The organism is Bacillus sp. RC240, assembly GCF_044907945.1.
In the GTDB taxonomy this organism is placed as follows: Bacteria; Bacillota; Bacilli; order Bacillales; family Bacillaceae_G; genus Bacillus_A; species Bacillus_A mycoides.
Genome location: NZ_JBIYCT010000003.1, coordinates 186,218 through 200,621, shown reverse-complemented (window position 1 = coordinate 200,621; position 14,404 = coordinate 186,218). Strand labels below are relative to the sequence as shown.

At 34.9% G+C, this 14,404-nt stretch carries 18 protein-coding genes and 1 pseudogene; 10 read left to right on the top strand and 9 right to left on the bottom strand.

The genetic code is table 11. The features are described 5' to 3' along the window. Positions 1–182: 182 nt before the first annotated feature. Positions 183–1,196, top strand: coding sequence for a CPBP family glutamic-type intramembrane protease (locus ABH955_RS12660; RefSeq protein WP_404457299.1), 1,014 nt, complete (start codon positions 183–185; stop codon positions 1,194–1,196). 29 nt (positions 1,197–1,225) lie between these two features. Here ABH955_RS12660 and ABH955_RS12655 read toward each other — a convergent pair whose 3' ends face one another. Together ABH955_RS12655 and ABH955_RS12650 are read right to left on the bottom strand one after the other, a co-directional pair. Then, positions 1,226–1,408, bottom strand: a complete 183-nt coding sequence (locus ABH955_RS12655; protein WP_000707108.1) for a DUF3913 family protein — start codon at positions 1,406–1,408, stop codon at positions 1,226–1,228. A gap of 100 nt (positions 1,409–1,508) precedes the next feature. Beyond that, a complete protein-coding gene (locus tag ABH955_RS12650; RefSeq protein WP_002011610.1) occupies positions 1,509–1,961 on the bottom strand; it encodes an Lrp/AsnC family transcriptional regulator in 453 nt (150 codons plus the stop codon). A gap of 123 nt (positions 1,962–2,084) precedes the next feature. Between ABH955_RS12650 and ABH955_RS12645 the strand changes: the two genes are divergently transcribed. The 3 genes and pseudogenes from ABH955_RS12645 (at position 2,085) to ABH955_RS12635 (ending at position 3,541) form a co-directional block, all read left to right on the top strand. Beyond that, on the top strand, positions 2,085–2,498 hold the full coding sequence (locus tag ABH955_RS12645) for a carboxymuconolactone decarboxylase family protein (protein ID WP_170935223.1): 414 nt from the start codon (positions 2,085–2,087) through the stop codon (positions 2,496–2,498). Between the two features lie 13 nt (positions 2,499–2,511). After that, positions 2,512–3,079: pseudogene (locus ABH955_RS12640) on the top strand (cysteine hydrolase family protein). Positions 3,080–3,142: 63 nt separating this feature from the next. Next, on the top strand, positions 3,143–3,541 hold the full coding sequence (locus tag ABH955_RS12635; RefSeq protein ID WP_002135134.1) for an SseB family protein: 399 nt from the start codon (positions 3,143–3,145) through the stop codon (positions 3,539–3,541). A gap of 27 nt (positions 3,542–3,568) precedes the next feature. Here ABH955_RS12635 and ABH955_RS12630 read toward each other — a convergent pair whose 3' ends face one another. Further along, positions 3,569–4,489, bottom strand: coding sequence for a S66 peptidase family protein (locus ABH955_RS12630; RefSeq protein ID WP_002011617.1), 921 nt, complete (start codon positions 4,487–4,489; stop codon positions 3,569–3,571). Positions 4,490–4,562: 73 nt separating this feature from the next. Here ABH955_RS12630 and ABH955_RS12625 point away from each other — a divergent pair, with 73 nt between their 5' ends. After that, the gene (locus tag ABH955_RS12625) at positions 4,563–5,699 is read left to right on the top strand and encodes an NAD(P)H-dependent flavin oxidoreductase (RefSeq protein ID WP_002140949.1); all 1,137 of its coding nucleotides are present in this window, start codon (positions 4,563–4,565) and stop codon (positions 5,697–5,699) included. A 17-nt stretch (positions 5,700–5,716) separates the two neighbouring features. Here the strand turns inward: ABH955_RS12625 and dltD are convergent, their stop codons facing one another. The 5 genes from dltD to ABH955_RS12600 all read right to left on the bottom strand — a co-directional run bounded on the left by dltD (position 5,717) and on the right by ABH955_RS12600 (position 10,033). Further along, positions 5,717–6,892, bottom strand: a complete 1,176-nt coding sequence (gene dltD / locus ABH955_RS12620) for a D-alanyl-lipoteichoic acid biosynthesis protein DltD (RefSeq protein WP_113936993.1) — start codon at positions 6,890–6,892, stop codon at positions 5,717–5,719. Then, positions 6,889–7,128 carry a D-alanine--poly(phosphoribitol) ligase subunit DltC gene (dltC, locus tag ABH955_RS12615; protein ID WP_002011622.1) on the bottom strand — a complete coding sequence of 80 codons (240 nt, stop codon included), beginning with the start codon at positions 7,126–7,128 and terminating at the stop codon, positions 6,889–6,891. Before dltC ends, dltD begins: the two co-directional genes overlap by 4 nt. Positions 7,129–7,196: 68 nt before the next feature. Next, positions 7,197–8,363 carry a D-alanyl-lipoteichoic acid biosynthesis protein DltB gene (gene dltB, locus ABH955_RS12610; RefSeq protein ID WP_404491153.1) on the bottom strand — a complete coding sequence of 389 codons (1,167 nt, stop codon included), beginning with the start codon at positions 8,361–8,363 and terminating at the stop codon, positions 7,197–7,199. After that, positions 8,360–9,874 carry a D-alanine--poly(phosphoribitol) ligase subunit DltA gene (gene dltA, locus ABH955_RS12605; protein WP_002086765.1) on the bottom strand — a complete coding sequence of 505 codons (1,515 nt, stop codon included), beginning with the start codon at positions 9,872–9,874 and terminating at the stop codon, positions 8,360–8,362. Before dltA ends, dltB begins: the two co-directional genes overlap by 4 nt. Before the next feature lie 12 nt (positions 9,875–9,886). Next, positions 9,887–10,033 carry a teichoic acid D-Ala incorporation-associated protein DltX gene (locus ABH955_RS12600; RefSeq protein WP_002011626.1) on the bottom strand — a complete coding sequence of 49 codons (147 nt, stop codon included), beginning with the start codon at positions 10,031–10,033 and terminating at the stop codon, positions 9,887–9,889. Between the two features lie 359 nt (positions 10,034–10,392). On the opposite strand from ABH955_RS12600, the gene ABH955_RS12595 reads away from it, so the two are divergent. From ABH955_RS12595 to ABH955_RS12575, 5 genes are all read left to right on the top strand, one after another. Beyond that, on the top strand, positions 10,393–11,571 hold the full coding sequence (locus tag ABH955_RS12595; RefSeq protein ID WP_113936995.1) for an amidohydrolase: 1,179 nt from the start codon (positions 10,393–10,395) through the stop codon (positions 11,569–11,571). A 223-nt stretch (positions 11,572–11,794) separates the two neighbouring features. Continuing rightward, positions 11,795–11,959: a hypothetical protein gene (locus ABH955_RS12590; RefSeq protein WP_181777915.1), complete on the top strand. Its 165-nt coding sequence runs from the start codon at positions 11,795–11,797 to the stop codon at positions 11,957–11,959. Beyond that, a complete protein-coding gene (locus ABH955_RS12585) occupies positions 11,952–12,398 on the top strand; it encodes a flavodoxin (protein ID WP_113936996.1) in 447 nt (148 codons plus the stop codon). The genes ABH955_RS12590 and ABH955_RS12585 overlap by 8 nt, the downstream gene beginning before the upstream one ends. 24 nt (positions 12,399–12,422) lie before the next feature. After that, positions 12,423–13,196, top strand: a complete 774-nt coding sequence (locus ABH955_RS12580; RefSeq protein ID WP_404445617.1) for a hypothetical protein — start codon at positions 12,423–12,425, stop codon at positions 13,194–13,196. A gap of 96 nt (positions 13,197–13,292) precedes the next feature. Continuing rightward, positions 13,293–13,454, top strand: coding sequence for a hypothetical protein (locus tag ABH955_RS12575; protein WP_000651005.1), 162 nt, complete (start codon positions 13,293–13,295; stop codon positions 13,452–13,454). Here the strand turns inward: ABH955_RS12575 and ABH955_RS12570 are convergent. Then, on the bottom strand, positions 13,451–14,359 hold the full coding sequence (locus ABH955_RS12570; protein WP_113936998.1) for an aminoglycoside phosphotransferase family protein: 909 nt from the start codon (positions 14,357–14,359) through the stop codon (positions 13,451–13,453). The two genes, ABH955_RS12575 and ABH955_RS12570, sit on opposite strands and share 4 nt — an antisense overlap. Positions 14,360–14,404 lie beyond the last annotated feature (45 nt).

Sequence of the window (14,404 nt, the reverse complement as noted above, 5' to 3'; positions counted from 1 at the left end):
TATCAAATAGGATTGTTATTATGTAATTTAATACGTATATTATTCGGAATAAAGTGAGAAAAATAGGAAGATTTTCAACTATATTCATATTATAATTTAGTTATCCGGCCATTTGTGGAGAAGGGCTACCCATAAAATACTGAATAAAGTTTCACTTTATATCATCTCTGGAGGTGTTCCATATGCAACATGCATTTTCACGTATAAGGCTACGTAGTTTTTTTGGATGGATGATTATAGGGATGTTCCTGACGATGATTCCATTAAGTTTATCAGGTGCTTCTGACAATACGATAGAGTTGCTGTCACAAATATCAATATTTTTTGCATTTCCACTATTGTGGCTATATTTAAAAACAAGTAAAAATAATGTTGTTTTTAAAAGCTTTTTTGATAAGCCTGGACGTTTACATTGGGGGTTAATTGTATTAGCAACGATCATGGGAATGGTTTTTGCAGTCGGTATATCCCAAATTCAATTTTATATTTTAGCACATACTTTACCTGATTTCTTAGTTACCATGTTAGAAGATGGAAATGTAATTAATACGAGTAACATATACATGACGGTATTTACTTTCATTTCAGCATGTGTATTAGCCCCAATAATGGAAGAGGTTATTTTTAGAGGTTTTTTCTTGCAGCGAATGGCTTACAAATGGGGGATTAAACGAGCGGTTATTATATCCTCTCTTATTTTTGGACTAGGACACTTTGATGTTATCGGTGCTTTCATGTTCGGTGTTATTATGTGCCTTCTATACATAAAGACAAAAAATATATGGACGAATATTGCTGTGCATGCTCTAAATAATTTGATTGCAACGAGTATGCAATTTGTAGGTGGAGATGGAAGTGACGCAATCTCGATTACTGAATTACAAGCACAAAGTAATTTATGGATCGGCATTGGTCTTGTGATTATCGGTTTATTATGGTTCATTCCTTTTACTTGGAACCAGTGGCGTACAGTAAAAGAAGTTGGTGTGCCACCGATTCGTTTCATAAATGAAGAAAAAGTAGTGAATACATCAGAAGAAAATGAAATATATAGCCAAGTGATAGTAACAGATAGATTGATGGCTGTAGAATTACCTGATGAAGCTGTAAATAAGCTTCGGTTAGAAGAAAATGATTATGTAACAGTTTCTGTAGAAGAAGATAAAATTGTTATAAAGAAAGCGCATAATAGATAATTAAAAAGTAGCTCCTAAAGAGCTACTTTTTAATTTGTAATAATCTCTACACGAAAATTATTACCGTTCTTTACATATTTAATATCTGTAACGATCCGAACGGTTTTTAGAAGTTCAACTTTTTCACCAATTCGAGGGATGGTCGGAACATTGTCCCAAATACCAAGCAAGTCATCTAATTGTGCCGTTTTTTCATAAAACCAGATTTTCAATGTAAAGCCCCTTTCTCGAACTTTATGTATTTTAATACATGATATATCATTTTTATTCTTAATGTAAGGGGTTTTTACTCTTTTTGTGAATAAAGATGAATTAATCTTCTGGGAATATATGTTCAATGTCCGGAGTAAGAGCTACTTCTGATAATACGATATGAGAAACTGTCGTTGCATATGAAGAAACATCATTGATAAATTCTTCAAGTTCAACGAGTGAAGGAACAGAGATTTTTACAATGTAGCACAAGCTTCCTGTTACTCGGTAACAAAAACTTGCAGATGGATAAGACTGAATAAACTGTTGCATACGTGTTGTATCACCATTTTTTAAAGTGATTTCTAAAATACAATCTAAAACAAGTCCTGCTTTTTTATAATTGATATCGATTGTGTATTTTTGAATAATCCCTTCACTTTCAAGTTTACGTACACGTTCTGTAGTAGACGGAGCCGATAAGTTTACTCGTTTTGCTAATTCACGCATCGAAAGGCGGCTATCATTATATAATTCATTTAAAATTTTTCGATCAACACGGTCTAATTGCATTTGTAAATATACCTCCAGTAAAATGATAATTTTTGTAAAGAAAAATTAAAAATTAAGATTCATATGAAATGTAAAGTGAACTTTATTTATTTTACAATAAAAAAGAAGGAAATAGGAGGGGAAATGATGGAGAGAATTACATTATCAAATGTAGGAGATACAAAGTTTCAAAAATTATTAGGTCATAATCCAGATATATTAAATTCGTGGAGTACGTTAGAGAATACACTGTATAGTACAGGGGCCCTTTCCGTAGAGTTAAAGGAGCAAGTAAGAAGAACATTAGCGTTTGGGAATGAATGTCCGTACTGTATGGCAAAGGGAAAGCCGGATGATATACAAAAAATAGAAGAAATTAGCGTAGCCGTTACTTTTGCACATGCATTTGTTCATGACCAAAAGGCGATAGATGATAATATGTTTCATATATTAAAACAATATTGGACTGAAAAAGAAATTGTAGAGCTTTGTGCCTATATTTGTTTTATTACTGCTTCGCAGCAACTTGGTTTTCTGTTTCAATTACAGCCCAATTAATTAGGAGGATATTATGCTTAATCAAGCAGCACTTATAATCATTGATGTACAGGAAGCATTTAACTTACCATACTGGGGCGTGAGGAATAACCTTTTGGCGGAAGAAAATATGAAAAGTTTGTTAGAAGAATGGAGAAAAAGAAAACTACCAGTTTTTCATATTCAACATGTAAATAAAGAAAATGTTCAATCGATGTTTTATCAACATGCGGAAACGGTAAACTTTAAAGAAGAAGTGCAACCAATGCCAGATGAAATAATTATCCAGAAATCCGTTAATAGCGCGTTCATTGGGACAAATTTGGAAGAACAATTAAGACAACAAAAATGTAATACGGTAGTGATTGTAGGATTAACAACAAATCATTGTGTGGAGACTACAACACGGATGGCAGGTTACAACGTATTTAGTGAGCGATGCGACGGCTACATTCAATCGTAAAGGTCTGGACGGGACAGAGTATAGTGCAGAGGACATTCACAATATGACACTTGTAAACTTACATGATGAATTTGCCAAAATCGTTACGATTGAAGGTGTTTTAAAATTATTTCAAGAAAATAATTGTGGAATTATGTAGAAAAAAATAAGAATATTTCGTATAATCTAAGTATAATCATTTTGAAAATAGGGGTGGCATCATATGGAGCAAATTTCAGTAAAGAAAATAGAAAAAGTACTCGTTTTAGCAGGAGAGGATAAACAAAAGCAAAAGGAATTTTATGAATTGCTCTTATCAACGGAGTTTTATGTTGCTGGTTCACTTGAAGCAGAAGACGGGGCAACGGAAGGAACACTTCGTTTGCGTCATTTCCAAGGAGAGGGTAGATGGATCGTTCCGTTCTTTACACAATTGAAATTTGTAAAAGATGTGTTGCCAGAAGGTACGCCCCTTATTACGATACGTGGAAAAGAATTATTTGGTGGCATTGAGAAGGATGCAACAGCTGTATTAAATGTTGGTACTGATATAAGTAAAACATTTATTCCAGAAGAGATTTCAGATATCTCATCTGGACGGATTTTTAATTATTATAAGTAAAAGGAAAAGCTTAGCAGCTTTTCCTTTTTAATTTGAACATGGAGTGGCTATACCAGAAGAAATAGAAACAGTTTTGTTAGTTGTATTTATTGTTGCTGTAGCTCCGAGGGGAATACCGATATTTGGACTTATATGTCCAATCGGTAAACCGAATAACACAGGTATATTATATGGCGTGAAATATTCATATAATATTGTTTGCAATGATTGAGATGGCTTAGAAGGGTTGCAGTCGTGACAACTTGTAAAAATAACGCCGCTGCATTCATTAAACTGTCCAGATAAAAGTAGTTGATTTAACATCCGGTCAATGCGGTACGGTTCTTCACCAATATCTTCAAGCAATAAAAGTTTATTTGATGTATTTATTTCATAGGGCGAGCCAATTATACTTGTTAACACAGTTAAATTCCCTCCAACTAATGTGCCTGTAACTGTACATGGAGAGGTAGGTACGATACATTCTGATGCATATAAGATAGATGAATACGGATGGAATAGTTGATTGAAAGAAGATAAGGAGAGAGAATCTATACCTTTTCCTAATTCTTCAATCATTGGACCATGAAAAGTAACCAGCTCCGCATAACGTGAAAAGGCAGTATGTAAAGCCGTAATATCGCTATATCCCCAAAAAATCTTTGGATTCCGTTGAATGATTTCATATTGAATGTAAGGGAGGAGACGAGCACTGCCGTAACCACCTCGTGCACAAAAGACTGCTTTGACCTCAGTATTTGTAAATGCTTCATGTATATCATCAAGACGAACTTGATCACTTCCAGCTAAATATCCATATTTTTCATAAACACTCTTTCCAATTATTACGGATAATCCCATCTCTTGTAATACGTTCACACCTTTTAATATATTCTCAAGTGTTGGTGGGCCAGACGGTGCAATAACCATTACTGTATCACCTTTTTGCAACGCATTTGGATAAATCATTGTTCTCAGCCTCCTTCTCTTTCAATATATTCGCTTGAGCGAAAGTTCAATCCTTGTAAAAGAAGGGGAAAGCATGTCATATAAAGAAGGTATAGGGAAAGTAGGAGGGAAAATGATGTTTACAAGTCGAGTAATAGATATATTACAAATTAAGTATCCGATTATTCAAGCAGGTATGGCAGGAGCGATTACAACGTCAGAACTTGTTGCAGCTGTGAGTAATAGCGGAGGATTAGGTACGCTTGGAGCAGGGTATATGAGTCCAGAACAAATCCGTGAAGCGATTTATAAAATAAGGGAACTAACAAATAAGCCTTTCGGTGTTAATTTACTTTTAACGAAAGAGATACAGATAGAAGAAGAGAAGGTAAACGAGGCGAAAGTATTACTTAGTGGAGTGAATAGAGAATTAGGTATAGAGGAAGAAAAGACTTTAAAACTTCCAAAAAGCTATAAAGAACAATTACAAGTATTATTAGAGGAAAAGGTACCAGTCGTTAGTTTTGCATTTCAAACGTTAGAAAAAGAAGAAATAGATGATTTGAAAAAGGAAGGGATAAAAGTTATCGGAACAGCTACCCATGTAGCGGAAGCGAAAGCACTTGCTAAGTTAGGGGTAGATATTATTGTCGGGCAAGGTAGCGAGGCAGGAGGGCATAGAGGAACGTTTATTGGGAAAGAACAAGATGCGATGATTGGTACATTTGCATTAATCCCGCAATTAGTAGCGGAAGTACCTCATATCCCGATTGTTGCAGCAGGTGGTGTAATGAATGGGCAAGGGCTTGTTGCGGCATTTGCGTTAGGGGCAGAGGCTGTTCAAATGGGATCAGCCTTTTTAACGAGTGAAGAAAGTATTACGCATGACGTGTATAAAGAGGCGATTTTACATAGTACAGATACGAGTACAACGGTAACCCGTGCGTTTTCCGGGAAATATGCACGGGGTATTCGTAATGAATTTATAGAGAAACATGAAGGAAGAGAAGAGAATTTACCGATGTATCCAGTGCAAAACGTATTAACTTCAAAAATACGTCAAGAAGCAGCGAAGCAAAATAAGGAAGAGTATATGTCGCTTTGGGCGGGACAAGCATCATCATTAGCACGAACGGAATCAGCTCAGCACGTAGTGAAACGTGTCATGAAAGAAGCAGAGAACGTAATTGAACAATTACAAGATGTATATAAAAAAAGACCACTTGAATAATTCAAGCGGTCTTTTCGTTAGTTTGCTTTATAAAATTGTTGGATAGCTTCGTCGATGTAAACCCAGCCTTTCCAACCTAAGTGCATATGATCTTTTAAGAAGTACTTATCATATTCATGATTTGAGAAATCAGCAATTGGATAGCCAGCTTGCTTAATTTGCTCATGAACTTTATTGTAGTATAATTCGCGTTTTTCTTTCGGGAAGCCAGCGTAATCATACCAAGGACCTTTTACAGGAACAGAAATGAAGAGCGGTTTTGCGCCAGATTGTTTTAATAAATCAAGTACAATTTGTAAATCTTCATATTCTGGTGATTGGTCATAAGCATCATTTTTTAAGTAACCTTCACGTTGTTTTAATTTCTTCTTAATTTTGCTATTGAAGTAATCATCTTCGATACCATATTCGTTAGAGCTTGATTCTACTGCACCTGTTTGATCAGCATGCTTACGAGCTTCTTCCCAGTTCATTTGTTTCAATGATGGATCAAGCTGTTCTTTATGTGGCTTAATATTAAACATAGCTGTAAATAAGTCTTTACGATCTAGAATGTTACGATAAATATAAGCGAAAGGTTTAGCAGCAAGTGCTTTTACTTTATACTTTGTATCATCGTAGGCGATACCTTCAAGTGAAATTTTTAATAAAGTTTCTTTTTTAACAATCTCAAAGTTTAATAAGCGTTTTGCAATTTGTTTTTTCATTTCAGGTTTTAAATCATCGTTGAAAATGAAGTGGTAACCTTGTTGTTTTGAAAAGTTAGGTGCAAAGTGTGTCTCATCAATACCTTGTGGTACAAACCATTGCGGAGAAAGAACGAATATCATTTTCTTATCTTTCAATTGATCCATTGTAGATGCGAAGTTTAATACATGTACAAGGTCTTGTGTTCCACCGCGCCCAAGTAGGAATGGTGTGAATCCTTCAGGCTTTACTTTGAAATAATTCGATGGATGGAAAGCATCCATACGTGCGAATTCCGATGAACCGTACATCGGAAGATATTTCGGGTCTGCTAACATCTTTTGCTGTAAAATCATACTTTGAATCTTTTCTTCTTTTAAAGAAGTCGCAGCTTGTTCTACTTTCTCATCACTTAAAAGTGGAAGTAGGAAGCGCGTTGGAATAAGTAAGAATACAGCAAAAAGGGCCAATGCTAAAAGCATCGGACCAAATTTTACTTTGTTCATCGGATTTCTTCCAACTTTTTAATAACCATATTTGGTGTAGCCCATTCATCGCGGTCAAAATCAGAAATAGAAACTTCAATCTCTAAACGCTCTTGGAATTCTACTAATAAAGATACTACAGCGAAAGAATCAAGAATACCTTCTTCAAATAATTGAACATCTAAGTTTTCTTTCACAATATCGTTTTCACATACTTCTTCTAAAATATCTAATACTTGCTCTTTGAATTCTGCCATTTTTAAAATCTCCTTTATATCCGAAATATATTATATGTGCAACTTCTTAATGGGATAAGAAGGGTGCATTAAAAGTATCTGTTAAGGTGTCCAGAGAAGATCAGGAAACCGAAACATACAACGTGGAACGTAATTACAATCGCAAGGACGTGTGTAAATTTATTGTTTGGCCAAAACTTATGCTTCTTGTTTTTTCGTTCGAAAATATCGAATAAAATAAACAGTGCGGCATGATATAGACCATAAATAACATACTGCGCAACAGCGCTTCCTTGGATGTGCCAAATTCCCATAATGAAAAAGTTTAAAAATGCACCGATATACGAAATTGTGTAACGGTTCTTAATTAACTTTTTCTTCGTTGCAAAAAAGACGAAACGCATGTAAATAAAATCACGGAACCAGAATGATAAACTCATGTGCCAGCGGTTCCAGAAGTCTTTAATGTTACGACTAAGGAATGGCTTATTAAAGTTTTCTGGAGTTTTAATTCCCATCATGTAACTGATACCAATTACGAACGCACTATAACCTGCAAAGTCAAAGAATAACTGCATGCTAGTAGCGTACATAAAAATCACATTAGATAAAAGTGTATCTTGATTGGCGAATACTGCCTTTACAAGATATGTTGTTATCAAGTGCGCGATTATAAATTTATACAGAAAACCTTGGAAAATACGGTTAATCCCTGTATATAGTAACTTTTGATATTCCTCAGCACTAGGCGGCTTTTGAATATCTTTTTGGAATCTACGGTAACGATCGATAGGTCCACTTGAAATCGCAGGGAAGAATAAAACGAATTCCCAGAAATTAAAGAAGGAAAGTCCTTTAATTAAATTATCACGAACTTCAAAGACCATCTGTACAGCTCTAAATGTTACGTAAGACATACCTGCGAAAACAATAAAATGCAATTCAGGTACAAACGGTGCGATTTTTGCCAAAATAAGCGGTAAAATCGATAAAATAACAGCTATACAAAACGTGAATGTACTATTATTTTGTTTTCTTAAAATTAAATAGCCTTTAATAAGGGCATATTGCCAAATAATAAATGCGGCTAACATGATTGCTTGCTTCGGTTTATCAGAGAAGATAATAACGAGCATTACTAATGTTAAAACGGCATTATATTTACGCAACATTTTACCTTTTAATCCAGCTATGATAGTAGGTATTAATAAAATGCCTACTATAGCGAAAAAATAAAATGATCCATATGCGGTCATGCTGTAACCTCACTCAATAATTTTTTGCGATCTACCTTTCCATTTGGTGTCATTGGAATAGAAGATTGATACATGAATTTACGTGGAATCATGTAATTTGGTAATCGCTCATTGAGTTCTTTTTTGATTGCAGATGTTAATTTGAATTCTTTTTCAAACGAATGCTCTCCAGGAACAACAACCGCTAATAAGTAATCATATTTTTCACCTTTTTTAATTGGAACAACAACTGCACCTTCTACGTAAGAACACGCGCGAAGATGATGTTCGATTTCTTCTAATTCCATTCGATAACCATGAAGCTTAATTTGGAAATCAAGACGACCATTATAGAATAGAAGACCATTTTCTACATAGCCAGCATCACCTGTTTTATAGGCGCGCTCACCATCAATCATGGTAAATACTTTTTCTGTTAATTCAGGGCTTCCTAAATAGCCAACGCTTACGCTTGGACCGACAATTACGATTTCACCTTTTTCACCGTCAGGTGCAATTGTACCATCTTCTTTCATAATAAGAAGGCGACAGTCTGATTTACAGTAGCCAACTGGAAGTGATTTGTATTGATCAAGCACTTCTTCTGTAACGTGAATGCCTGTTACAGCAACAGTAGCTTCTGTTGGACCGTACGTATTCATAATTGCTGCTTTCGGGAAACGCTCAATTAATTTTCTAGCTACTTCATTTGGTAACACTTCACCGCAGAATAAGAATGTTTTCATGTTTGGTAGCATACTTTCAGAGAAAGAGGCTTCCATTAAACACATTTCTGCGAAAGATGGTGTCGAAGTCCATACTTGTATATCCGATTGCTCTAAAGAAGCAAACAAGTCTTTTGGACGTGCAATCATGTCTTTATCGATTGCCCAAAGTGTACCACCTGTTACTAATGATGGGTAAATATCCATTACAGATAAATCGAATGAGAAAGGTGCTTGGTTTAAGAATACTTGCCCTGTTTGTAAGTTGAAATCTTCTACAGCCCATTTTGTAAAGCTAACAAGACAGTTATAAGTAATCTGAACCCCTTTCGGATTACCTGTACTTCCTGATGTGTAAATAATGTAGAAGTTCTCATCACCTTTTACCGCATGTTCAGGATTTGGAGTATTCCCTTTATGAGTAAAGAAAATATCTTTTAAGTTATCTTCACTTGTAATGCGAACTGGTAAGTCCGTTACCGTTACTTCTGCCCCTGATAACAGTAATTTCGCACCAGAACTTTCAGCAATACGTTGTACACGATCAGCTGGAATAGATAAATCTACAGGAATGTAAGCATGTCCAGCTTTTACACAACCTAAAAAGTTAATAATCATTTCAGGTTGCATATGGCCATAAACCATAATTGGTGAACGATCATCTGGATACTCAGAAGAAATCCAATGTGCTAACGCATCAGAATCTTCCTTTAATTGTTTGTACGTAATTTTCGCATCTCGCCAAACAAAAGCGGTTTGATCAGGCGTTTCTACAGCCCACTTTTCAATTTGTTCTAATAACTTCATAACGTTCCCACCCTAGAATTCATTGTAAATAAATGTACTTGTGTTTGTATCATGGAATCCATACAACCAAAGTAATGCAAATAAAATTGCAAGGTAATAAACCGTCTTTGCAACCCATTGTGTGAGTGGTTGAGACCATATCTCTTTTAATCTTTCCATGTCTTTCCCTCGCTTAATGAAATAATAGCTCTTTGTAGGTATCATGTCCTACATGATTGTGAAAAAAACAAAATCCCACATTTTAGGTAAAAATAAGTCAAAAGGCTCTTTTCTGATATTAGCACTAAATACTAAAAAAGAAAATCCCTAACTTAGCAATTATATTACATTCAGCATGAATTTGTAATGGGTTTGACATGTAAATAGGAAGTGGATTGTGTGAATGTATAAAAGTGGATTGTGAGAAGGCGAGAAAATATAATATTTGTTTTGTTATTCCTGAATTGGAGTGGGTTAATAATCACTGGGTACTTAGTACATTTTCAAGGTATAGAGCCTTTTAAAAGGAGGTAATTATTATGAAAAGAGAGTGGAGGAGTGTTATTTCAGAGGAAAATATCATTAAATGGAGACGGCATTTCCATAAGTATCCGGAATTATCGTTTCATGAAAAAGAAACTTCGCAATTTATATATGAAACATTATGCTCATTTTCTTCTTTTGAAGTAACGAGACCAACGCAGTACAGTGTGCTAGCAATTAAAAGAGGAAGGCAACAAGGAAAAGTAGTTGCGATTCGAGCTGATATAGACGCATTACCAATTCAAGAAGAGACACTAAAGCCATATGGATCGGTTAATAAAGGTGTAATGCACGCATGCGGGCACGATGCACATACAGCTATTTTATTAAGTACAGCAGAGACGCTAGCAAATATGAAGGAAGATTTTGCAGGCGAAATCCGTCTGTTCTTTCAGCACGCAGAGGAAGTGTATCCCGGTGGTGGACAAGAAATGGTGGAGGCCGGTGTTATGGACGGCGTCGATTATGTAGTAGGTTTGCACGTTATGTCTGGATTAGAAAGTGGAAAGATAGGAATTGTATATGGCCCTATGATGGCAGCACCAGACGTATTTACAATTGAAATTTTAGGAAAGGGTGGTCACGCGGCACGACCAGAAGAAACGATAGATCCTATTGCTATCGGAGCACAAATTATTACAAATTTACAACATATCGTATCAAGAAATACAAGTGCTTTTATGCATAGAGTAGTGTCAGTTACACAATTTCATGGGGGGATGGCCGATAATATCATTCCTAGTGCAGCAGCTTTAATGGGAACTGTTCGATCTTTTAATCAAACATTAAGAGAGGAAGCAAAAGAGAAAATTGAGCAAATTGTAAAAGGAATTACAGAAGCACATGGGGGAGATTATACATATACGTATCGTTACGGATATGATCCAGTTGTTAATAATGAGTACATTACGAAAATAGTAGAAAAAAGTGCGATAAAATTGTTCGGAAATCAGCGTATTGTGCATCTTGAACCTTCTATGGGAGGGGAAGATTTTTCAGCGTATTTAAGAAAAGCACCTGGTTGTTTCATTAAATTAGGAACAGGGAATAAAAATATTGATACTTGTTATCCACATCATCATCCGAAATTTGATGTGGATGAATCGGCTTTAATTAATGGAGTGGAACTATTTTTAGAGGCAACTATAAGACTACTAGAAATTGATAAAGCATAAAAAAAGGCAACTGCACTCTATTGCAGTTGCTTTTATTTCTTCCGTCAGAGAGGGCTGAGAAAGAACTATGCTCATTTATAGTATATGAATAGCTAACGGACAAGCTTGTACATTTTAACTATTTTTAAAAAAATAGTTATTGACTTTGATAATCAATTTCAATTAATCTAATGGTATAATTGAAATTGATAATTATTATCAATAAAATAGATGAGGAACCTTAATGAGAAAAACATTTCACCTTTTACGAAGGGAATTAAAAAATAAAGATGTTGATAAGCATATTGAATGGCAACGAAATATAATTCGTTCTGAATATGTAGGTGAGAAGAGTACACTTCAAACAGAAAAAGAGATACAAGGTAAAAGGAGAGGTTCAGTTGAGTAAGTTAGTAATGATTTTTGCAAGTATGAGTGGAAATACAGAGGAAATGGCTGACCATATTGCGAGTGCGATTCGTGAAACAGAAAATGAGATTGAAGTAATTGATATTATGGATACACCAGAAGCTTCTATATTAGAGCAATACGACGGTATTATTTTAGGTGCTTATACTTGGGGAGATGGTGATCTTCCTGATGATTTTTTAGATTTTTATGATGCAATGGATTCTATTAACTTAACTGGTAAAAAAGCAGCTGCATTCGGTTCTTGTGATTCGGCTTATCCGAAATACGGGTTAGCGGTTGATATTTTAATAGAAAAGCTACAGGAGCGCGGGGCAGCAGTTGTGTTAGAAGGATTGAAAGTAGAATTAACGCCAGAAGATGAAGATGTAGAAAAATGTTTACAGTTTGGAGCTGAATTCGTAAAACACCTTTCTTAATGGCAGAAGGGAGATGAAGAGCAATTGCATGAAAAAATCTCAATCAAAACGATGACAGATTACCATTTGTATGATTTTATGCGTTGTCCACAAAAATTTTATTTCCGTCATATAAAAAGAAGAGAACCTTCTTCATTTGAATGGCAACAAATAGCGCAAATGATTGTGAATCAAATTATTAATGAATATTACACGCTACCTGCGGGCCAACAAACGAAAATTGTACTTTTAATATTAATAGAAAAGTATTGGAAAAAAGTAAGGATTAATATGTTTGCTTCAAAGGCGGAGTACTATATTGTTTTAGCGAAGCTAACTGATCACTTATTACAGTTTGTTGAAAGGGATGATAGTCAGGCACCGCCGTTATTTTTATATGAGAAGTTTCAAACATATATGGAAGAGTTAGGTGTCCACATGTCATTGACATTTGAAGTTGGTGAATGGAGTACTGAATCGTTTGTAATTAAAAAGTATGTTGTCGATGCGGATGAGGAAATGCTTGCTCTTTGTCAGAAGCTAATGACAGTATTCAGTTATAAAGCTTTCGGTATTCTTCCAGGGAAAATTGAAGTTATTAATTTAATAGAAGGAACTAAGTATGAGTACATTCCAAAGCAGGAAGATATTATAACTGGAATGGATGATTTATTTAGAATGAAAGAAATGTTGCAGCAACCTGAGCACTATACAGAGCGTCATTTTCGTTATGAGTGTATGAGTTGTGCGTTTCGTAGTGAATGCCAAAGGGAAGAAGTAAAGAAAGAAGCGAAGCAGAAGAAAAATATAGTACATTAAAGGATGCAAATTTGCATCCTTTTTTGTTATTGACATGAAAAGCTTTTCATCATTTACCGTATATTTGTAGCAGATTAATAAAGGGGGGAATAATCAATGAAAGATGAAATGAAAGTATTTCAATGGTTAAAAGAACAGAATGCTCCTTTTGGAATTCAACTGCAAATTTTACAGGCGTTTCAATTGTATAAAGTTATTGTTGAAATGGATAAAAAATTAATGATGTATGAGGAGAGAGAGTATAGGGAGAGAATTTAATCTCGTCCCTGTAGTATTGCTTTAAGCTGTTCTTCATTCTTCTTTAATGTTATTTCATTGTTTGTTTCAATGTTATAAATAAGGTTATGTAGTAAAGGGCTGTATTGATAAAAGGTAGTGATGCGGTGAATGAGTAATGGATCGCGGTGAGAAATAACTGCACTGTATTGTTCATATACAGATGTAGTAAACTCATGACCGAAATCATAATATAGCCCAGCGAAATCAAAAGCGGGATCGCCAATTTGAGCATCTCCAAAATCGATAACACCTGAAATGTTTTTGTGCAGGTTGTTAAATAAAATGTGATGATGTGTAAAGTCGGCATGAATGATTGCATTTTGAAAGGTAGATTTAGTTATACAGGTAAAGAAACTTTCGAATAAACGATTTAAGGCTAATTTCTGTAATGAAGTAAGACTATTAGTAAGATATTGATTTAATTTTGTTTGTAGTTCTTTCCAGTAGGTAAGTGTTTTTTCGATAGGGAACCCTAGCGTTTCAGTACGTTTTAAAGGAATACTATGTAAAGCCGCAAGGAAAGTGGCTAATTGTGTAATGATTGCTTTCAATTCTTTTTTCTCTAGCTCGGTAACTATTTCAGTTGTTAACGGTTCACCGTGAATGAGAGGATAATAGCTACAAAATGGAACGGTATTACAATTATTCTTATACAATAGTTTATACTTAGGGACTGCAATTTCTTGTAATGAATGAGAAAGAATAGTGCACAGTTCTTTTTCTAACGGAATTCGCTGTGCATATTCAAGTTTTCGCGGGAAACGAAATAGTAGTTCGTCATTTATAATAACCGCTATATTATCCCAACCTTCTTCATTTTGTTTATATGAATGTATAGAAAGACCGGGCAGAGCTTCTTTTATATATTGTTTGTAAGAGTCCATAATTGTTCCTCGTTTCTAAGTTAAAGGTAGGTTATTCCACTTTAT

Coding starts and splice junctions, on each gene's coding strand:
- ABH955_RS12660 (WP_404457299.1), top strand. CDS start 183: ATGCAACATGCATTTTCACGTATAAGGCTACGTAGTTTTTTTGGATGG.
- ABH955_RS12650 (WP_002011610.1), bottom strand. CDS start 1,961: ATGCAATTAGACCGTGTTGATCGAAAAATTTTAAATGAATTATATAAT.
- ABH955_RS12645 (WP_170935223.1), top strand. CDS start 2,085: ATGATGGAGAGAATTACATTATCAAATGTAGGAGATACAAAGTTTCAA.
- ABH955_RS12635 (WP_002135134.1), top strand. CDS start 3,143: ATGGAGCAAATTTCAGTAAAGAAAATAGAAAAAGTACTCGTTTTAGCA.
- ABH955_RS12630 (WP_002011617.1), bottom strand. CDS start 4,489: ATGATTTATCCAAATGCGTTGCAAAAAGGTGATACAGTAATGGTTATT.
- ABH955_RS12625 (WP_002140949.1), top strand. CDS start 4,563: ATGTCATATAAAGAAGGTATAGGGAAAGTAGGAGGGAAAATGATGTTT.
- dltD (WP_113936993.1), bottom strand. CDS start 6,892: ATGAACAAAGTAAAATTTGGTCCGATGCTTTTAGCATTGGCCCTTTTT.
- dltC (WP_002011622.1), bottom strand. CDS start 7,128: ATGGCAGAATTCAAAGAGCAAGTATTAGATATTTTAGAAGAAGTATGT.
- dltB (WP_404491153.1), bottom strand. CDS start 8,363: ATGACCGCATATGGATCATTTTATTTTTTCGCTATAGTAGGCATTTTA.
- dltA (WP_002086765.1), bottom strand. CDS start 9,874: ATGAAGTTATTAGAACAAATTGAAAAGTGGGCTGTAGAAACGCCTGAT.
- ABH955_RS12600 (WP_002011626.1), bottom strand. CDS start 10,033: ATGGAAAGATTAAAAGAGATATGGTCTCAACCACTCACACAATGGGTT.
- ABH955_RS12595 (WP_113936995.1), top strand. CDS start 10,393: ATGAAAAGAGAGTGGAGGAGTGTTATTTCAGAGGAAAATATCATTAAA.
- ABH955_RS12590 (WP_181777915.1), top strand. CDS start 11,795: ATGAGAAAAACATTTCACCTTTTACGAAGGGAATTAAAAAATAAAGAT.
- ABH955_RS12575 (WP_000651005.1), top strand. CDS start 13,293: ATGAAAGATGAAATGAAAGTATTTCAATGGTTAAAAGAACAGAATGCT.
- ABH955_RS12570 (WP_113936998.1), bottom strand. CDS start 14,359: ATGGACTCTTACAAACAATATATAAAAGAAGCTCTGCCCGGTCTTTCT.